The 20720-nt window shown below is 36.4% G+C and carries 19 protein-coding genes and 2 tRNA genes; 3 read left to right on the plus strand and 18 right to left on the minus strand.

Going from position 1 to position 20720, the window contains the following annotated elements; all coding sequences use genetic code 11:
- Positions 1 to 5: 5 nt before the first annotated feature.
- From hypE to cofF, 7 genes are all read right to left on the minus strand, one after another.
- Positions 6 to 1010, minus strand: a complete 1005-nt coding sequence (hypE, locus tag CFE53_RS01275; RefSeq protein ID WP_148121111.1) for a hydrogenase expression/formation protein HypE — start codon at positions 1008 to 1010, stop codon at positions 6 to 8.
- Between the two features lie 68 nt (positions 1011 to 1078).
- Entirely contained in the window at positions 1079 to 1264 is a 186-nt protein-coding gene (locus CFE53_RS01280) for a 30S ribosomal protein S27e (protein ID WP_148121112.1), read from the minus strand.
- A 21-nt stretch (positions 1265 to 1285) separates the two neighbouring features.
- Complete coding sequence (locus tag CFE53_RS01285; RefSeq protein ID WP_148120085.1) at positions 1286 to 1567, minus strand: 50S ribosomal protein L44e; 282 nt, start codon at positions 1565 to 1567, stop codon at positions 1286 to 1288.
- Complete coding sequence (locus CFE53_RS01290; protein ID WP_148120086.1) at positions 1524 to 2075, minus strand: hypothetical protein; 552 nt, start codon at positions 2073 to 2075, stop codon at positions 1524 to 1526. Before CFE53_RS01290 ends, CFE53_RS01285 begins: the two co-directional genes overlap by 44 nt.
- Positions 2076 to 2094: 19 nt before the next feature.
- Positions 2095 to 2841, minus strand: coding sequence for a DNA polymerase sliding clamp (locus CFE53_RS01295; RefSeq protein ID WP_148120087.1), 747 nt, complete (start codon positions 2839 to 2841; stop codon positions 2095 to 2097).
- Positions 2842 to 3081: 240 nt separating this feature from the next.
- Positions 3082 to 3819, minus strand: coding sequence for an ABC transporter permease (locus CFE53_RS01300; protein WP_148120088.1), 738 nt, complete (start codon positions 3817 to 3819; stop codon positions 3082 to 3084).
- Between the two features lie 18 nt (positions 3820 to 3837).
- The gene (gene cofF, locus CFE53_RS01305) at positions 3838 to 4695 is read right to left on the minus strand and encodes a coenzyme gamma-F420-2:alpha-L-glutamate ligase (RefSeq protein ID WP_148120089.1); all 858 of its coding nucleotides are present in this window, start codon (positions 4693 to 4695) and stop codon (positions 3838 to 3840) included.
- A gap of 1178 nt (positions 4696 to 5873) precedes the next feature.
- On the opposite strand from cofF, the gene CFE53_RS01310 reads away from it, so the two are divergent.
- The gene (locus CFE53_RS01310) at positions 5874 to 7748 is read left to right on the plus strand and encodes a Coenzyme F420 hydrogenase/dehydrogenase, beta subunit C-terminal domain (protein ID WP_148120090.1); all 1875 of its coding nucleotides are present in this window, start codon (positions 5874 to 5876) and stop codon (positions 7746 to 7748) included.
- A 481-nt stretch (positions 7749 to 8229) separates the two neighbouring features.
- On the opposite strand, the gene rpsJ is transcribed toward CFE53_RS01310, so the two are convergent.
- The 8 genes from rpsJ to rpoA2 all read right to left on the minus strand — a co-directional run bounded on the left by rpsJ (position 8230) and on the right by rpoA2 (position 15519).
- Positions 8230 to 8538 (minus strand): 30S ribosomal protein S10, encoded by a 309-nt coding sequence (rpsJ, locus tag CFE53_RS01315; protein ID WP_148120091.1) that lies wholly within the window; start codon positions 8536 to 8538, stop codon positions 8230 to 8232.
- Between the two features lie 45 nt (positions 8539 to 8583).
- Complete coding sequence (tuf, locus tag CFE53_RS01320) at positions 8584 to 9870, minus strand: translation elongation factor EF-1 subunit alpha (protein ID WP_148120092.1); 1287 nt, start codon at positions 9868 to 9870, stop codon at positions 8584 to 8586.
- 116 nt (positions 9871 to 9986) lie between these two features.
- Entirely contained in the window at positions 9987 to 12170 is a 2184-nt protein-coding gene (locus tag CFE53_RS01325) for an elongation factor EF-2 (RefSeq protein ID WP_148120093.1), read from the minus strand.
- A 116-nt stretch (positions 12171 to 12286) separates the two neighbouring features.
- Positions 12287 to 12853, minus strand: coding sequence for a 30S ribosomal protein S7 (locus CFE53_RS01330; protein ID WP_148120094.1), 567 nt, complete (start codon positions 12851 to 12853; stop codon positions 12287 to 12289).
- Between the two features lie 32 nt (positions 12854 to 12885).
- A complete protein-coding gene (locus CFE53_RS01335) occupies positions 12886 to 13329 on the minus strand; it encodes a 30S ribosomal protein S12 (protein WP_148120095.1) in 444 nt (147 codons plus the stop codon).
- Between the two features lie 14 nt (positions 13330 to 13343).
- On the minus strand, positions 13344 to 13892 hold the full coding sequence (locus CFE53_RS01340) for a NusA-like transcription termination signal-binding factor (protein ID WP_148120096.1): 549 nt from the start codon (positions 13890 to 13892) through the stop codon (positions 13344 to 13346).
- A gap of 17 nt (positions 13893 to 13909) precedes the next feature.
- Positions 13910 to 14209, minus strand: a complete 300-nt coding sequence (locus CFE53_RS01345) for a 50S ribosomal protein L30e (protein WP_148120097.1) — start codon at positions 14207 to 14209, stop codon at positions 13910 to 13912.
- A gap of 125 nt (positions 14210 to 14334) precedes the next feature.
- A complete protein-coding gene (gene rpoA2, locus CFE53_RS01350; RefSeq protein WP_148120098.1) occupies positions 14335 to 15519 on the minus strand; it encodes a DNA-directed RNA polymerase subunit A'' in 1185 nt (394 codons plus the stop codon).
- 206 nt (positions 15520 to 15725) lie between these two features.
- Here rpoA2 and CFE53_RS01355 point away from each other — a divergent pair, with 206 nt between their 5' ends.
- Positions 15726 to 16496 carry an undecaprenyl-diphosphate phosphatase gene (locus CFE53_RS01355; protein ID WP_148120099.1) on the plus strand — a complete coding sequence of 257 codons (771 nt, stop codon included), beginning with the start codon at positions 15726 to 15728 and terminating at the stop codon, positions 16494 to 16496.
- A 374-nt stretch (positions 16497 to 16870) separates the two neighbouring features.
- On the opposite strand, the gene CFE53_RS01360 is transcribed toward CFE53_RS01355, so the two are convergent.
- Positions 16871 to 18238: a prephenate dehydrogenase gene (locus CFE53_RS01360; RefSeq protein WP_148120100.1), complete on the minus strand. Its 1368-nt coding sequence runs from the start codon at positions 18236 to 18238 to the stop codon at positions 16871 to 16873.
- A gap of 662 nt (positions 18239 to 18900) precedes the next feature.
- Positions 18901 to 19014 (minus strand) — tRNA-Met (locus CFE53_RS01365).
- Positions 19015 to 19113: 99 nt separating this feature from the next.
- Between CFE53_RS01365 and CFE53_RS01370 the strand changes: the two genes are divergently transcribed.
- A tRNA-Leu gene (locus CFE53_RS01370) sits at positions 19114 to 19198 on the plus strand.
- Here the strand turns inward: CFE53_RS01370 and CFE53_RS01375 are convergent.
- Complete coding sequence (locus CFE53_RS01375) at positions 19172 to 20452, minus strand: flippase (RefSeq protein ID WP_148120101.1); 1281 nt, start codon at positions 20450 to 20452, stop codon at positions 19172 to 19174. The two genes, CFE53_RS01370 and CFE53_RS01375, sit on opposite strands and share 27 nt — an antisense overlap.
- Between the last annotated feature and the right edge of the window lie 268 nt (positions 20453 to 20720).

Here is a 20720-nt window from a genome sequence, read left to right on the forward strand (position 1 = left end):
TTTTATCAACACACCCTCGGTATAGGATCCCCCATCGGCGTATCCACTATCCTCCTACCAACTAAGGTTTCCATCACCACCATCTTATGATCTGATACTACTTCACCTATGATCTCGGCATTCCTTCCAAGAGGATGAGAACGTAATATTTCTAACACCCTCTCCCCATCCTCCCTCTTAACTGCCATAACAACCTTTCCCTCGTTAGCCACCGTTAGAGGATCTATACCAAGGGCTTCAGAGAGTGACTGCACCTCCTCACTTATAGGTATCCTATCCTCGTATATGTTTATCCCAAGACCACTCTTCTCCACCATCTCATTTAGGGCACTGGCGAGACCCCCCCTTGTTGGATCCTTCATGGCATGAACCTCAACACCACTGTCAAGTACCTTTTTTATAAGTCTATTTAGAGGTGCAACGTCTGATTTTAGATTACTCTTAAAGTCGAAGTTCTCCCTTGCCAGAAGTACCGCCATCCCATGTTCTCCGATATTACCTGAGACTATAATAACATCCCCCTCCTTCATACCACTGTCCCTTATAACCTTCCCCCTATCAGTTATCCCTATACCTGCGGTTGTTATTACTATGTCATCTACCTTGGATACCTTAGTATCTCCAGTGATCACAGGTACCTCTGCCTCCTTAGACGCCTCATTTATGGACTTCATTATCCTATCTAACTTATCGATGGGAAAACCCTCAGGTAATACCAAAGATAAAGAAAGGGCTATCGGCTCTCCTCCCATAACTGCTATGTCATTAACAGTACCACACACTGCCAACCTACCAATATCCCCCCCTGGAAAGAATATAGGTTTAACAGTATGTCCATCTATGGTAAAAATAACCTCCTTATCTCCAATGGGTACAGTTCCTCCGTCGTCCAAATCCCTCAATCCTACTCCCCCTTCTACAGAGGTTAACTCTAAATTACCCAGTATCACCCTCTCAATAAGTTCCTGCATTAACTTTCCTCCAGCGCCGTGCATCCTCGTTATCTTCATCATTATATCCCTAAAATAGTATATTTAAAATTTTTAATAAAAATAATTATAATAAAAAAATAAAAAATTTATTCCAATACTTCCAATATCTTAGCCTTTATAAGCCCCTTAGATGCCCTTGGCTCTGCAATTACTCTTCCACAACCTATACATTTTACAACAGTTGCAGGGCATCCAAATATAACCTGCTCGTTGCCACACTCTGGACACTGGACCTTTAAAAACCTACTCCTTGGTTTTGGTATTAGATCCAACATCTCACCTCCATCTAAAAATTACTCTACCAATTCAAATATCCTCACTCTAAATCCACCACTACGTCTAGTGTGCATCTTTCCACATTCTGAGCACTTGTACCTTAAGTCCAACTTTTTAACAGGTTTTGAACCACTTGGGAGAGGTCTTGGATATCCTCCATAACCTGAGGTAACCCTTCTGAACTGTCTCTGACCCCAGGTTAATTCACTTGCCTTCCTCTTCTTAGCCAACTCTACTGTATGTACAGTGTGTTTTTTACAGTAAGGGCAGTACCTCTTTATCCTTTTTTTCATCTTCATAGAATTCACCTTTTATCCTTTTAACGATCCCGTACTTTTCCAATATCCTAGAAATTCTTCTATCTAAGGATATGATATCGTTCTCATCTAGGTTATATACTGTTTCTCCATCTGTGAATTCTGGAAAATTGGTTAAGACCCTTACAATGTCAATATACCTCTGAGTATTTATAGGTTTTGGTATCTCTGATAGATCCTCTGATACCTCTACCTTAGCCTCCTCTACCTCCTTCCTTTGGATGCTGGAGATACCTTCAATATCCTCGATTATCTTCAATATTTCTTTCTCCTCCTCTAAGAGATTCTCCCTACTCCCATAAAATGCCTTGTACAGTCTTAACTTTCTTAACTCTTTGATATAGTACAGTATCCGCCTGTGCTCCCTTTCACTTTCGTACTTTTCATCTTCTATATATTTTCTAACATTCTCGTAAAAATTTTCAGGTAATTTTGTCAATTTGTCATTTTTCAACTCGTTAAAAAATACATTTACAATCTCTTTATACATAATTTCCCGATAAAAAAATTTAGGACTCTATCCTTGGAGCCAGGAGGAAGAGAATCTTTCCATCTGCAATGTTAAACTCTATCTTTACAGGCATGTCAGTTCCTAAGTATATGTGGAGTATATCGTCTGAGGATGCTGCCTTTGTAATATCCTCCAAGTATGAGAGACTGAAGGTACTTCTTGCAGGTTCTGTGATCCTTATATCCAATACAGCCTCACTGTTTTCATCGAAGATCGTCTCACACTGATTTATATCTCCCTTTGAAAATACTATAAATCTACCCTCTTCATCTGTCTGTAGAGTGACATGGTCATCAACTAACTCTGCATCCTTCAGGGCATCTTTGAATGCCCCCGCCTTTATAACTATCTCATTTGGATAGTTCAGATCTGGTACTTTAACATTCGAGGTACTGACATCGTAGAGGGCGAGTGAGAACTTTCTCGTCGCATCGTTTTTAAGGATAATATTCAACCTGTTTTTCTCCTCATCCAGTTCTAAAGCCAATTTTTCCTTCGATTTTGCTCTTTTCATGATCTTTTTCAACGCCTCAAGATTTACCCCTATTTCATGAGGATCTGCAATATACTCCTCAAAAGCCTCCCTTGGAACATTCACACTCACTAGCGCTACGTGAGATGGATCCATTGCACTTGCCCTTAGACCCCTTTCATCTACCTCAAAGGAGATCTCATCTACTAAGTTACTCATGGCATCAATTATTTTTTTAAACTCCTTTGCATTACTAATCGTTGCTTTGAACATCAATTTCACCTTTTGAATATTAAAAAATAATTTTTATTATTATTAATTTTTTTATTATTTACTTTTTAATTCCAATTTTTTTGGTCAAAAAAGAAAAAAGATAGTAATAATAAGTTTTAATTTACTATAATCCGATTTTTAGTAGTATCTACGAATATAAAAGGTATATTTTCCTCTATTTAAAGTTTTCTATCTCAAAGCTGGAGGCTGTAAAATAACAATAGCCAATAAAATACTATATTATATCCTAATTAACTCCCTGTAGGAGAGATAACAGAGTATTAAACCTGAAAGTAAGGCAGTTCCCAGTATCATCCACATAATTATAACTTGAATCTTCGCCGCATATAGAGGATCTACACCACTGAGTAACATACCTGTCATAGTCCCTGGTATAAATATAATGCCTACAGATTTAGTCATGTTCATCTTAGGTATAACGGCGGAGGTAATCGCCACCTTCATAAATGGTTTCAGTGCCTGAAACTCAGATGCACCTAAAGCTAGATAACCCCAGAGTATATCTCTGTTGGATCTAATATGATCTATGATCTTATCCAGTGCCAAATGGATGGTATTCATGGAATTTCCAACAATCATGCCCATTAAGGGAATAATATACCTTGGTTCGTAGGGCACTATATAGGAAAACTTCCATACTATCAAGGTAAAGAAGGCAACTGTTAGAAGTGTTAAGAAGATATAAAAAAACATAAACCATTTATTACCTTTAATTTTAGTACTAATTTTACTGTTGACGATATAGGTTGCAGTAAGTATCATTACAAGTACTATGATGTAGGTAATTATCATTCCCTCATATTCAAAAACATAGATAAGAACATAACCTAACAGTATAAGTTGAACAAGTGCCAGAAAGGCAGAATACAGTATCTCCTTCTCTAACCTGATCTCTTCTTTGATAGATAGGATTATAGCGATAAATATAAAGATGAAACCATAGATCAACTCCATCATAGAAATCCCCTAAGAGATTTATACCTTACTGCACCTTATTAAAAACTCTGCGATCCTGTAATCTGCATCTACACCTAAGTACTGGAATCCCTTTAGACCTGGTACGGCGTTAGTTTCAATAACATAATAACCCTCCTTCGAGGGAAGTATATCTACTCCCATTATATCCCCACCCATAGCCTGGGCACATCTAAGTGCCAAATCCTCCAGTTCTTCAGTGATTTCTACAGGCTTAATAGAACCTCCCATATATAGATTGGTAATGAAGTTTTTACTAACCCTACTATATCCACCAACTACCTCATCTTCGACTACCAGTATCCTAATATCCCTGTAGGCATCTCCGATTTTAAAGTCTATATACTCCTGTACTATCATTCCCTCCCATATTGCATTCTTGGTGTATTTTTTTAACTCCTCATCTGATGTTATCTTTCTAACTGTAACTCCACACTTTGAAAAGGAGTTCTTCAGTACCACGGGATAGTCCAAATTTTCCCTCTCCATAAACCTTTTTGCATCTTCGTAATCTCTTATTAGGGCGGTTTTTGGAGTATTTATTTTATTTTTAGAGAGTATTTTAATAGTTTTAAACTTATCTGATGAGTTATATAGGGTTTTTAAACTGTTTATAAAGGTATGCCCTTCACATTCCAAGGCATTTAACACCTGCCAGGAGTACATGGTTAATCTATCTAAGTAATTACCTATACTACATCTGGGATGTATTAAATCACACTCTATATTGAAATCTCTATCCACTATTAATCTATCATCTGCTAAGAGTTGTATCTCACATCTTACTCCTAGATCCTCTATAGCCCTCTTTAGGGCATAAGTTGTAGAACTTCCCTCTGGGCTTATTATGGTTATCATGGTTATACCAGGTTAGTTTTTATATACAAAAATTCAAAATAAATAACTCTAATACTTACTAAGAAAAAAAGACTTAAGATAATTATTTTCTTTTTTGGATTATTTCTGAGTATTGGGAAACATGTGAAATTCCATTGGCCCTTATTTTTTGAGGCATATTGATCTTAAAACTCCTTGTATAATTTGTAGAAAAACACTGTTAATAGGAATTATTATTCTATTATAAAATACCTTAGTTCCTACCAAGTAGTGATTAAAAGAACAATGAAAAAATGAAAAAATAATAATAATTGTTATAATAAAAATCATGATTAAAATAATCAATAAATTCTGATAAGAATAATTATAAAGTAATAAAAAGAAGGTATTAAGATCAAAAATAAGAGATAGATAATCTCTCCTGGGATACTCTAAGATACTAAATGGAAGTGGAGTAGATACTTCCTAATAGGTTGCTATTATTAATGCCCTACTTTCCATCAAAAAGTGATAATTACTTGTTTATCCAGTATCCAAATTTTATTACATTTTATTATTATTCCTCATTAAGATTTTTATTATTTTTTATATTATTATTTTTATTATTCTTCTTACAATCTTGATGGGAACCAGGTTAATGTTAAATATCTTTAGGATCTTTCTGAACACTTAGGTAAGATAGGAGATCTTATTCTGAATCCCTATATTAAAAGATATTCAGAGGATCATTCACCTCCAATCTTCTTTTTAAAATGCTATATCTAGGATAATAGAAGTCTTCTGTTTTTTTTAAACCTTTTTTCTTTATTTTTATTATTTTTATAATTATTTTTATTATTCTTTAAACTATTCTTTTGATGGGAAGTAGGGTTTATAAGATTATAAAATATGTAAAAAATGATGATATTTTTGAAAAAAAAAGATTTTACTTATAAAATTGTTTAATAATTTTTATTAAATTCAAAAAATTATCAATTTTTTCCCTACTAGTTCTATTATAGGTTGTAGCAGGGTTGATATGCCTGCTAAATAAAGAGAATTTAGGTCCTCTCTCTTTTATTATCTTTATGTTTAAAATGTTCCAAGAGGGACGGAGAATTGATTCATTTGATACCAATTTTAATCATAAATTTTATATTACTTATTATAAAACAAATTTTACTGTTTTGTCTAATATTTAATTAATATAGGTGAAAATCATGTACCAGTGGAAACTAAGTGAAATAGTAGACAACGGTCTATGTGCTAAGTGTAGTACCTGTGCTATAGTGTGTCCAAATAATATAGTGATTTTTGAGGACGTTCCCAAGTTAAAAGAGGAATGTCTAAGGAAAGGGCATGGTATGTGCTACGAGGTATGTCCAAGGGTATCTTCTGGAGGTTATCAGATAAGGATCAGGGCAGGTTTTAAGGAGAGGGAGGAGTACTGCTATGGAAGGGGAGATATTGAGGGGCAGGATGGCGGGGTGGTTACTGCATTTTTAAAGTACCTCTTGGAGAATAATAAGATAGATGGGGCGATAGTTGTAGGTGATGAGTGCTGGAAACCTGTATCTATGATAGTACAGGATCCTAAGGATATAGAGAGATCTGCAAGATCTAAATATACGATCTCTACCCTTGATGCCCTTAGAACTGCAGGGGAGATAGGTATTGAGAGGGTTGCAGTTGTAGGTCTTCCATGTCAAATATCTGGTCTTAGAAAACTTCAGTACTTCCCGTATCTGGCTAAGTACAACGGTGAGATAGGTTGGGATGGGAGAATGGTGAATTTTCCAAGGATAGAGTACTTAATTGGACTGTTCTGTATGGGGAAGTTTGAAGAGGAGAGTATAGATAGGGTCCTTGAAAAGAATAACCTTAAAAGGGAAGATATAGAGAAGTTCGATATTAAGAGGGGAACGTTTATAATGATTACTAAGGAGGGGGAGAGGTATACAGTTCCCCTGGAGGAACTAAATTACTGTGAAGGGTGTAGGATCTGTAGAGATTTCGACTCTGTAATGGCAGACGTCTCTGTGGGATCTGTGGGAAGTCCAGAGGGATACTCTACAGTGATAGTTAGGACTGAAAAGGGGGAGGATATTAAGGAGGCCATAGAGTTGAAGGAAGGAGTAGATATAGAGAGTATAGAGAGGATGAGAAAGTTGAAGATGAAAAAATTTAGAAGGGAGATAGAGGAGAGGGGAAAAAAGGGGAAAAAGATATCCTACTACTGGATCACAGACTACGGAGGGGTAGGTAAGAGGGCAGATAATACCCACTTTATAAGGATAAGGGGGAAACCTTGTGGTTGGTATTCCACAGAGGAGATAAGGGATATAGTGGAGATAACTGAAAAGTATGGAGGCAGGATAAAGATAACAGATAGGGGGGCATTTGAGATACACTCTATCCATCCAATGGATGTGGAGGATACAGTTTTAGAACTACATAGAAGGGGCTTTATTACAGGTTCCGAGGGACCTTTAGTTAGGGCTGTTCTTGGGTGTCCAGGTGGTGGGAACTGTAGTAGTGGACTGGTAGATACTAAGGAGTTGTGTACCTTGATAGATGAGAGGTTTAAGGAGTACCCTGCTCCTTATAAATTTAAGATCGCAATAAGTGGCTGTCCAAACAAGTGTGTTAGGCCACAGATCCACGATATTGGAATTGTTGGTGTTAAGTACCCTGAGACCAATGAAAACTGTAATGGATGTGGAAGATGTGCTGATGTTTGTAAGGTTGATGCCATAGATGTTAGAGGGAAAACCTCCTACACCAACTACAACCTCTGTATAGGTTGTGGAAAGTGTATCAAGGCCTGTCCTAACGAGGGGAGGGAGGTAAAAGAGGAGGGGTATATGGTATATGTTGGAGGGAAATCTGGAAGAGATATAGTATTTGGAGTGCCCCTTAGGTTGATGGATGTGGATGGGATAATTAATTTAATAGAGAGTGTATTGAAGGTATACTCCAAGTACGCCGAGAAACCTCAGAGGGAGAGATTATCTGCTGTTATGAGTAGGGTTGGAGTAGGGAGATTCTTAGAGGAAGTTAAGAGTGGTCTTAAAAATGAGAATAATAATCGATAATTTAATAAGTGATGGGAGTGATAAAAAGAAAAGACTTTAAAAAATAGTAAAAAACCTCTATTCAATATACTTGGCCCAAAGGAGAATATTTGTTTTTTAGAGAAATTAACAGTCTTGGGGATTTTCTATTTTTTTATAGTTATTGTTTTTTGAGGTTTTTAATGGTGCATGTAGTGTAAATAATGGAATTAAAATTATTATTGTAAAAATAAAAATCCGATCAAAAATATAAACATTATAAAAAAGATATAAAAATCTTCTCTTTGAACAACTTCTAAGTACTAAATATAATAATTTTTAAACTTCGTAATGAAATTATAAAAAGTATAAAAATCCACTATATTCACTATGGAATATAGTTATACAATATTTTTCTCCTTATCCACTATGGGATAAGGAACTTAAAATAAGGAGTTTTGTTGCAATAGTATTCAACTATTGCAACAACTGACCTGCCTATGACATTAATACTTATTCAAAATTAGCCTCTTAGTTCAATCTCTATCTGAACAGAGTCAGGTATTCTTATTTTCATAATACGTTTCATAGTTCTCTCATCTGCTTCAATATCTATGAGTCTCTTGTGTATCTTCATAGTCCATCTATCAAAGGTGGAAGAACCTTCTCCATCTGGAGATTTCCTTGTCACTACCTTCAACCTCTTCGTAGGTAATGGTATAGGTCCTGCTATATCTACACCTGTTTTTTCAGCGATCTCCTTTATTTGCCTACAGACGTCATCTAGTTCCCTGTGATCTGTACTGCTCAACTTTATTCTAGCCCTCTGCATGCTCCCACTCCATTAAAAAAATAATTAAAAAGTAAGAAGAAGGAATTACTTGTTCTTAGGTTTAACATCTATACACATACCTGCTGCAACAGTCATACCCATATCTCTTATTGCAAACCTACCAAGTTGTGGTATCTCTCTTACATTCTCAATTACCATAGGCTTTGTAGGTACAATCTTAACTATTGCAGCATCTCCTGTTTTTAGATAGTCTGGGTTCTCCTCTACAACCTCACCAGTTGCAGGGTTTAACTTCTTGAGGAGTTCTGTGAAGGTACAGGCTACCTGGGCTGTGTGTGCATGGAATACTGGTGTATATCCTGCTGTAATTACAGTTGGGTGCTGTAGGACTACTATCTGTGCTGTGAACTCTGAGGCTACTGTTGGTGGGTTGTCTGGGTGCCCTACTACGTCTCCTCTCTTAATATCCTTCTTACTGACACCTCTTACGTTGAACCCTATGTTGTCTCCAGGCTCTGCTTGTGGTATTGGTTCATGGTGCATCTCTATAGACTTAACCTCTCCTGTAACTCCAGCAGGCTCAAATACTATCTTATCTCCTGGTCTCATAACTCCTGTTTCTACTCTTCCAACTGGAACTGTACCTACTCCAGTAATGGAGTATACATCCTGAATTGGGAGTCTTAATGGCTTGTCAACTGGTTTCTCTGGTGGGTTGAAGGAGTCTATAACCTCTACCAATGTAGGACCTTTGTACCATGGCATGTTTTCTGACTTCTTAACAACATTGTCTCCATGGTAGGCTGCTGTAGGTACGAAGTGGATGTTGTCTGGGTTGTATCCCAATATTCTCAACAACTGGTTAGAGAGCATCTCCTTCATCTTCCTGTACTCCTCTTCACTGTAGTTGACAGTGTCCATCTTGTTTATTGCAACTGCCAACTGATTTACTCCAAGGGTTCTAATTAGGAACATGTGTTCTCTTGTCTGTGGCTGGAGTCCTGTTTTAGCGTCGTTTACATCAACTACCAGTATTGCAGCATCTGCCTGGGATGCTCCTGTAATCATGTTTTTAATGAAGTCCCTGTGTCCTGGACAGTCTACGATTGTTACCTCGTACTTCTTAGTTTCGAACTTCTTGTGAGCAACGTCTATGGTAACTCCTCTTTCCCTTTCCTCCTTCAACTTGTCCATTACATATGCGAACTCGAACCCTGCTTTACCCTTCTCTTCAGCCTCTCTTCTTAACCTCTCCAACTCCTGTGGGTCTATAGCTCCACTATCCAATAGTAATCTACCTACTGTTGTAGATTTACCTGCATCTACGTGTCCTATAAATGCTACATTTAGTACTGGCTTCTTCTTTGCCATACTCTTACCTCATTCTATTTTTTTGTTTTAAATCTGATCAATAAAAGATTATAAAGATTTGGAAAAGATTGCTATACCTATTATTATAAAGGGATATATATATTTTGTGGTGATTATTACTCTACCTTCAATCCTTTCCTCTCCCTTATCTCCCTTATAACCTTATCCTGTAATTCGTTAGGTACCTTTTCAAAACCTGCAAACTCCATACTCCAGAGACACCTACCCTGGGTAGCACCTCTAATTGCACCGGCAAATCCAAACATCTCTGCAACTGGTGCCTTCGCCTTTATAAGAGTCATGTCTCCTTCCTGTTCTATATCCAATATCTGACCCCTTCTGTTGCTTATCTCCCTCATTGCATCTCCCATGTAGTCCTGTGGTGTGTTGATGAATATCTTCTGCATAGGCTCCAAGAGTACAGGTTTTGCCTGCATCATTGCCTCCCTTATACCCCACCTTACAGCAGGTATTAACTGGGATGGACCTCTGTGTATAGCGTCCTCGTGGAATACTGCATCAACAAGTTTAACCTTCACTCCAAGACACTTCTCACCAGCCAAAGGACCACTTCTCATAGCCTCCTTGAAACCTTCAATTAGCAACTCCCTAGCTTCATCCAACTGGATAATACCCCTAGTCATGTTGATGAACATGTTTCCTCCGTATATGGACATTACCCTCTTAGCCTCCTCCTTATCCATTCCAGCCTCTACCAGTACCTTCTCTACCTCAGGTGTTGTCCTCTTCTTGAAGTCCTCGTCTTTTATCTTACCCTCTTTGTATGCTTGGAGTACACCTTCCTCTAAAGGCTCTACTACGAAGTACAACTTGTTATGTTTGTTAGGAGACTTACTCTCTATTACTGGAGATTTACCAGTTACAGTTTCCCTGTATACAACTATAGGCTCTCCAACCTCTACCTCGATACCAGCATCCCTTCCTATCTTGGTTTTTGTTATGATCTCTATGTGGAGTTCTCCCATACCACTGATGAGGTGTTCCCCTGTCTCCTCGTTGATCTCCACTTTGACAGTGTTGTCCTCTCTTGCTATCTGCCTAAGAACCTCAATTAACTTTGGAAGATCCTTGGTATTCTTTGCCTCTATTGCTACTGTAATAACAGGTTCACTTACGTGGGTTATAGACTCGAATGGTGGATCTATGATACAATCAGGTTTACAGATAGTCTCTCCTGCACTAGCCTCCTTCAATCCAGATATTGCACAGATGTTCCCTGCTGAAACACTTTGAACCTGTATCCTCTCTGCACCCATGAATATTGCAACCTGCTGAGCCCTTGCCTTCTGTTTTGTACCAACTAGGTATAACTCATCTCCCTGTTTTACCCTACCACTAAACAGTCTACAGGCAGCCACTGCACCGGCGTGTTTATCCATTATAATCTTCGTTACAACACCTGCCAAAGGACCGTTAGGATCACAGTTTATCATTGCCTTACCTATCTCTGAGTTCAAGTCACCCTTCCAGATATTTGGAATCCTGTACTTCTGGGCAGTTGGTGGATCTGGTAGGTGTTTAATTACCATATCCAGGATTACCTCATGAAGTGGAGCCTTCTCAGCAAGTTCTCTCTGTCTATCCTCTTCACAGTACTTGATAATATCTTTGAAGGATACCCCTCTTTTCTTCATAAAAGGTACAGATATTGCCCAATTGTAGTAAGCAGAACCAAATGCTACACTACCGTCAGTTACATTTACGATCCATTTATCCTTAAACTCCTCAGGAGCCATCTTAAGTATCAACTTGTTGACGTCGTTGATGATCTTTGTAAACCTGTTCATCAACTCCTCAGGTGTTAACTTCAACTCGTTTATCAGTCTATCTACTTTGTTTATAAATAGAACAGGTTTTACCTTCTCCTTAAGTGCCTGTCTTAGTACAGTCTCTGTCTGAGGCATTACTCCCTCTACAGCACATACAACGACGATAGTACCATCTATAGCCCTCATTGCCCTTGTAACGTCCCCTCCAAAGTCTACGTGTCCTGGAGTGTCTATTAAGTTAATAAGGTACTCCTTACCCTCGTACTCGTGGACCATGGAGACGTTTGCTGCGTAGATAGTAATACCCCTTGCAGCCTCCTCCTCGTCGAAGTCCAATGCCAACTGCTCTCCAGCAAGTTCCTTAGAGATCATCCCTGCTCCAGCAAGTAGGTTGTCAGATAGTGTAGTTTTACCATGATCTATGTGAGCACAAATACCAATATTTCTGATTCTATCATGCATCTCCATTAACTTTTTGACCTTTTCAACCATCTTTGCTCTTCTTCCCATGATCTCCTCCTTCAGGAGTTTTTAATATTTACTATTTTTACGATTAAAATATCATTTTTTATGAAGTACAGATTTATGTAACATTCATTAATAATATATAAAATATTATGATTAAATTATCTAGCAGATTCTGCTACTCTTTCCTTCTCTTCCTTCTTTCTAACAGCATAACTCCTCTGTATATCTCCTCTTGCAGCGAATATTATCTCGTCAGCAAGACACTCAGCAAAGGATTTCTTATTTCTACGTGCAGCGTACTGTGCACCTAAGGCTATATTTCTCAGTGCTATATCTAACCTTCTAGAAGGTGAAACATCTACTGATTGTAGGAATGTAATACCTCCGTAGGATATTCTAGTTGTCTCCTCCCTTGGACCTGCATTTTCTAAGGCGTCAACTAGTACCTGTACTGGATTCTTCTTTGTTCTCTTCTCTATGATCTCAAAGGCCTCTTCTATTGTTTTTAGGGCCTTGTGTTTCTTACCTGTATTCTGCTCCCTTCTCATAAGGTTGTTGGCAAGTCTCTCTACAATATTCATCTTAACTTTGTCGAACATCTTCTTCGTGTTTCTTCCTGCAGTATGAGGTACAATTATAGGCCTTATATTTATATAACTTCTTAAACTTGGATCTCTAACAACAACTTCGGTGGTATCCCACCTGTTGAATATCTTGATCTCCACACTATCACCTTTTAAATTTTATTACTTCTTAATTATCTCTTAACCTTCTCCTGTCTTCCTCTAACAAGTTCCCTTAGAGAGTTCTTACCTACCATAACAACTTTATACCTAACTCCTGGGATATCTCCCTTAGCCTGCCCCTTTGGACCTCCAATACCTTCAATAATTACCTCATCGTGTTCATCTATGAAGTTTATAGCATGGTTTCCTGGGGCAAAGGCTGTAACTACTCTACCGTTCTTAATTAACTGTACTTTAACACACTTTCTAATAGCAGAGTTTGGCTGTTTTGCCTCCAGCCCTACCTTCTCAATTACGATACCCCTTGCCATAGGAGCCCCTTCAAGAGGATCGTACTTCTCCTTCAACTTTAGAACTCTTCTCACATACTTATAATCGTGCCATCTACACTTTTTTCTCTTTAATACTAACTTTCTTCCAGCAAACTCTCCCCTTGGAGATTTACTTCCTGGCATTCCACCACCTCCTTTTACTGATTTTCCTCTTTTTTGGTTTTATCAGGTGTTTCTTCCTTTACTCTAGGTTTTTTCATTACATTCTTTGTAAATCTTCCTCTTCTAAACTTTCTATACCCTACCTTTGGCCTTCTAAACCCTGAAATTACCCTTATATTCTTTGCGTCAGAAAGTCTACTCATTATAGTTATTGCTCTATTTATATTTTTTCCCCTTTCTCCTATAATAGCCCTTTTAAGTTTTGGGTCTACTCTGATATATACTACTAACTTGCCGTTCTGTTTCTTTATCCATACATCCTCCAATTTAAGAGGTTCAAATATATTTCTAACGAACTTCTTTAAATCCTTTGAGTACTCTACAATATCCACCTTCTTGTTAAACTTCTCCATGGCAGTTTTAACATTCTCCCCTCCTCTTCCAATTGCTGCACCCATGTTACCCTCTTTGACAACGAAAACGATCCTCTCATCGTCAGACACACAGTCAATTACTTCCGCCCCTGTTAATTTTTCAAAGTAGTTGATCTTCATTATGTCATCTGTCGTCAGTCTAACTTTCATTAACTATCACCTTATCTCTAACTTTTAACCATGTTTAAAATATCCGAGTTTCCAGGATCTAATATTACCATTACAGAAACAGGAAATGGTTTTCCACAGATGGCCCCCAACTCCAGAGAGTTCACATTGTGGATATAAACTGGAATATTGGATAATTTGGCGTAGTACTTGACATCCTCCATAATATCTTCTTTGCAGTTTTCTGCTATGATTACTAACTTACCTTCCCCATGTTTTATTGACTTTATACTCTCTCTTGAACCTAATATTACATTTCCAGTATCTACAGCAGTTCTTATAGCCTTGTTTATGTCCATACTCTATTACCTCCTCCCATCTTGATTGATATTTATAAAAGAGTTTTATAGATAAAAAACAGTAAGAACAAAAAAGATATAATAATGGGAAAAATAACCTGTATTCCTATTTCCCATTTAAATATTTATACTTTTTGCCTCTCCTCCTTCTCCAGTTCCACCTTACCTTCCTCATACTCCCTATCTATATAAACATCTACACATCCAGTTCCAACGGACACAGGTTTTCCAACAATAATGTTTTCTATGACACCATTTAACTTATCCACCTCTCCCCGCTGGGCTGCAGTGTAGAGGTGTTTTACAGTCTCCTCGAATGCCGCCCTTGCAAGAACTGATGCCTTCTCTCCACTGATACCATGTCTACCTATAGGTTTCACCATACCGTCCACAGTCATAATGTCAGCAACCAACATAAGATGCCTGATATCCACTGTAAGACCCTGCTGACTTAAGGTATCACTCATCTCGTTAATAATAGCATTCCTTGCAGCCTCTATACCTAGAACCTCCTGGATCTCGATTATATTATTTGTAATAGTCCTAGTTGTATCTACACCTTCCACTTTAAATACTTCCCTTAGGTTAGAACCTTGACTGTATAAAACGTACTCTCCTGTAGTATCGTCTCTCCTTATAATTATCCTTGAGATATTTGGCACTCCCTTGAGATGTATAGATTTAACCTTAGGAATCCTCTTACTCAACGCCCTTAGAGAAGGAGATTTAATTATTAATCGGAGTATGTTTCCATCTACTTCTATCTTTAACTTCATCTTCTTTTTAATAGCGTTAACCACATCATCTACTGTAATATCCCTTTTAGCCATTTTTTCGCTGTTTAAAATTACATTTATACAGTTGTTAACTAAGTCGATGTTTATATCATCTGCTATATCCTCAACTGTTATACTCTCAATATTCCTGGCAACCTCTTCAGCCTTTTCCCTACTGTACCTGTATTCCTCAGTTAAATAGATAGTCATTATAGGAGTTGAAGGTTCCTTCCTAGCATCTACGATCTCAACCATCCTTGGAAGACCTAAGGTAACGTTAAGTTCTGCAACCCCTGCGTAGTGGAAAGTTCTCATGGTCATCTGAGTACTTGGCTCCCCGATAGATTGGGCGGCTACAATACCTACAGCCTCGTTAGGTTCTACAAGTGTCTTTTTATACGCCTCTACAGTTTCAGAAATTATCTCATCTACAATTTCCTCATCGGTAATATTTTCTTTAGTTATCCTATTTATTAATTCCTTCTTTATTGAGGGAGGCAATATAGTTTTTTCTAGTTTTTTTTCTAAATCCATCCTCTTTCACCGTCTATTTTAGGATATTTTTCTGAAAAATAGTTATCAATCGTTGCTTCCTATCTTCATAATATTTAATATATAACATTTTCTGTTAAGAATCAAAAGAGTTTATTAAGATTTTTATAATTAAAATAACTTTTTGTTAAGATTCATATTTTTTGGTTTTTTGGTTAACATTTTATAAACGTATCAAGGAGACATCTATGGATATAATCCAGATAATGATTCTAAGTATAGTAGAGGGAGTTACAGAGTTCTTACCCATATCCTCCACAGGACATATGATAGTAGTATCCCATCTATTAGATATTCCCCAGAGTAGTGTCCATATAAACTTTGAGATAACTATACAGTTATCGGCGATACTTGCAATATGCTACCAGTACTCCGAAAAACTTAGAAGGAGTTTAAACCTGTGGAAAAAGATAATTGTATCCTTTATACCAACTGGTGTAGTAGGACTACTTTTTTATAAGGAGATAATAACACTATTCTCCGTTACCACCGTGGCCTTAAGTTTTATCTTTGGAGGCATAATATTCTTAATCATTGAGAGGTTCTACAGAGAAGATAAAAATACTACCAAGAGTTTAGAGGATATAACCTACAGACAGTCATTAATGATAGGTATTGCTCAGGTGTTCTCCTTTATCCCAGGTACTTCTCGCTCAGGTGCTACCATTATAGGAGGTTTGCTATCTAACTTAGATAGGAAAACTGCCACAGAATTCTCCTTCCTATGTGCAATACCTGTAATATTGGCCGCTACACTCTTTAGCATATACAAAAATCTTGAAAAGTTAAATATTGGAGATATGTATGCCTTAATACTGGGATTCGTAATTACCTTTTTTACAACCCTAATTACAGTTAGACTATTTTTGAAGTATGTGAAAAGATATACCTTTGTTCCCTTTGGAATATATAGAATAGTTTTTGGCCTAGTTTTATTTTTATTTTTCGGTGATATTTGATCTTTGAAATAATAAAATAATTATTATAATTTTTATTAAATAATGTTATTATTTACCTTAGTTCCTACCAAGTGGTGATTAAAAGAATAATGAAAATAATAATAATCATTATTAATAAAAATCATGATTAAAATAAAACTATTAAACACTCTAGGATCTTTCTAATCACCTAGGTAAGATAGAAAACCTTACTCTGATATCCAATTATATTGGAAGGTATATAGAGGATCATTCCCCTCCAATCTTATTTTTAAAATATTTTATATCGGAGATAATAGAAGTTTTCTATTTTTTAAACATTTTTTTATTATTTTTATAATTGTTCTTATTATTTTTTTAACTATTCTTTTGACGGGAACTAGGGTTATTATTTATTAATTATGTTCCCTTACAACCTCCTTACATTGGAGATTTTTATCCCCATACCTCTCTCTTCCACCTATATTTTTGATAACCTCTAAGAAACGCTCCTTTAATTTAGGTAATTCCTCCCTCTTATAACTGTAAATTCTAAATGTAATACTTTTAAATCCTCTCTCAATCCCCTCTCCCTGATAGACATCTAAAATATCAACATCAAACATTCCTCTCAAAAGTTTCAGTATAATTTTCTCATCTACATTCTCCTTAAAGAGCACAGATATATCATTAAAGTATCTCTTTAAGTTCTCTCTTTTCCACTCCTCTAACTCTTTCTCCTCCATTAAAGATATATTAGCAATATTTACCCTTATCTCTCTACCATTTTTACTTAAAACTACAGTATCGTCTACAATATCTTTTAAAGTTCCATAGTGAATATGTCCAGTATATATATGCTTTAACGCTACCTCCTTGCCTATGGATCTCTCTAACTTTTCCATCTCCTCGATAATTGCCCCAACAGCCTTGTTTGAATACCTCATCCCCCTTATAGTCTCACTTCCAAAGTGCTTAGCAGCCTCCTTCATTATATTAACGAAAGATTCCCTATCCTTTTTGGCAACTATGTCTTTTATCTTAATACATTCCTTAATGAAGGTTTCATGGATGTGTTCTATCTGAGGGTTGTACATCTGGATATCTGCGTAGAGATAAGGATTCTGTCCTATAATCCTCCCTATAATGTTTATCATAAGTTCATATATTGGTGAGGCGTACTTTCTAGACTCTTTTATATTTACATTCAACTCCTTCAATGTTGTTCCAAGGGATATATAGGCGTAATGGGTTAAACCCTGAATAATGCCCATTATTCTATCATGTTCCTTAGGAGTCATTATAACTACTCTTGCCCCCTCTCTTTCTAAGAATTCCTTCACCTTCCTAAACCAAGGATTTGACATATATTTCTCAGAGGGTGTGAGTATTACAACTTGCCTCTTCAAGGAGGGAGTGGAAGGTCCGAACATAGGGTGGGTAGGTATAACACATACACCTTCCTTTACACATTCCTCCATGGCTTTGGCTGGTATCTCCTTTATAGATGTGATATCCATAAGAAGAGAACCTTCTCTAACATGGGGCGCAACCTCCCTTATTACCCTTTCAGTGACGTTTATAGGTACTGCTACAACCACCACATCTCCTTTTTTTGCCGCCTCTATATTATCTGTTGTAAACATTACTCCCAACTCTTTCTCTACATTTTTACCTTTGTTTACATCCCTTCCAGTAACAACTATGTCAAATCCCCTACTCTTTAAGAATCTTGCAAACCACTTTCCCAGCCCATCAGTTCCACCGATTATTGAGACTATCATAGTTAACTCCTATCTCATTTTATTGATAAAAAATACAATACTGATATTACATAACATTTTAATTTTTATCAATAAATAAAAAATTTTATAAAAAATATTTTTTGTGCTATTAAAATAACACTGTTGTTATTGCCTATAATGATAAATTCTACCTAACAATACAAAACTTATTAAATAAATATCTCTAAGTTTTTTAAACTCTATAAAAATTAAAAATAAAAAAATAAAAAAGTAGAGAACCCCCATATTTAGAGTTTTTAGAAAAGAATAATTTCTTATTGATCAGGGATGTATTCTGATTTTAGTAAGGATTTCCGATAAAATTGTATATAAAATAGAGTTTAAGAATTAAATAATAATCTCTACAAAACACGTCTTAAACATCTTTTTTTAGAAATCAGTAGATTTTCTCCTTTCAGTATTCATCTCCAGAAAATAGTAACAACGTTAACAACGTTTTATTTTACATACTATACTATTTTTAACCATACTAAAAAATTAACAATGAATATAAAAAAGAATATTATATGGTAAGACAGTAGAAGAATGGCTCAATGAAGGGAAATGCCCTCTATAAGTTAGGAAGATACGAAGAAGCGTCTAAATATTAATTTAGAATTTAGATAAAGCACTGGAGATAGATCCAAGGATTGCTGTTTAAGTGGTGCCGAGGGAGGGATTTGAACCCTCGACCTCTCGGTTTCCCAGGACCCAAGGAAAGACCTTGGGACTATCCGTATGAGCCGAGCGCTATAACCAGACTAAGCCACCTCGGCACATCCTATACACATCCCTAAATATTCTAATCTTCTATATATAGTTTTCGGCGAAATGTTTATATACTACTATTTAGTACTAGATAGTACCTATTTTAAGCGGGGGTTGCCGAGCCTGGCCAAAGGCGCTAGGTTGAGGGCCTAGTCCCGTAGGGGTTCAGGGGTTCAAATCCCCTCCCCCGCACTTTTTATATACTCTTTTTAGATATAGTGTTATTAAGATAAAGATGAGAATAGAGGATATTAGAGTTCCATAAGCACCCCCTACAATACCTATTTTTTTAACGAATAGATAGTTTAAGATACCATTTAGTGTAATCCCAATTAAAAGAATATAGAGAGGTATCTTTCCATAACCTAGACCTTGAAGTGCAGAGGCGCATACAGTATATGAACTCATAAAACCTGCTGAAATTGACAGTACCTTTAGAGAGATAACAGCCCTCTCATCCTCTACTCCAAAGAAGATCCTCAAAATCTCTTCTGGAAAAAGAAACATAATTAGAAGTACTGGAGTTATCAAGGTTAGATTTATAAGAAGTGCTTTTTTTATACTATTAAAATCTCGAGTCTTAGCTATCCTTGGTAGTAGAGGTATTCCCACTGCAGAGGCAAATAGAAAAACCCCACGGGAGAGTAGAGAGGCGTATCCATATATACCGTTATCCTGGGCTCCTAAGAGGGACATTATAACTACACTGTCTAAGTCGTTCAAAAGACGGTAGGATGCAGTCCCTAAGGCTATAGGTATGGAGTAGAAAATTACCTCTTTAATTAAATCTCTTTTTTCTCTAAGTGTATTAACAATATCTAACTTTTCTATTTCTATATACCTCCTTAACAGGTGAAATCCAAAGAAACCTCCTAAGATGTAGGAAAGGGATATAGAGAGTATAGCACCTAAGACACCTAGATATAGAGAGAATACTACTGCCAAAGGTATTTTAAACAGGTACTCCACTATCCAAGTTTCTGAGAGATCCTTTATCTTCAGAAGTCCCTGAAGTACTCCTCTACCCCAGGATATAAAGGAGGAAGATATCACTGTAAAACCTACTACTAAATAGAGTGTTGTACCTATATCTTCATATCCTCCACTTAGAATATACCTTAGAAGAAAGATGAATAAGGCTCCAAGGGTAGAAAGTACTACCATCACTAACAGTATAGAGAAGATCCAAGTGTAATCCTTTCCTGAATAACGGGAGATATATCTCGCCATAGAAGGAGGTATCCCTGAACAGAAAAGTATGATCACAGTATCCATTAGAGGTAGTAATCCCCTTAAGATACCAAAACCCTCTGTACCCAGAATAATTGCAGTTATAAAGTAAAATAGATAGGCCATACCCTTGGAGTAGATGTTGGAAATTACCATATAGACACTGTCCCTAACAAGATGATCCCTTTTCAATTTTTTAAGAAGGTTTTTTAACATAATTTCCCAAGAGTACTATATTATAAGAAATAATAATAAAAAAATTAAAAAAATAATAAAAAATCAAAAAAGTATAAAACATTAAGAAGAAAAGTTAATTTTTTCTATCTTACACTAAGTATTAGGTAAATTTGATAATCCTACTTTTTTAGGCTTGCTATTTATTCTTTATTTATTTTTATAATTTTTATTATAATTTAAAATCTTGAAAAACACTAAGTATTATTCTTTCCTCTGTCCTCATCTCAGCCAGTATCTCCTCTTCCTC

Source organism: Methanofervidicoccus sp. A16, assembly GCF_003351865.1.
In the GTDB taxonomy this organism is placed as follows: Archaea; AGJL01; Methanococci; order Methanococcales; family Methanococcaceae; genus Methanofervidicoccus.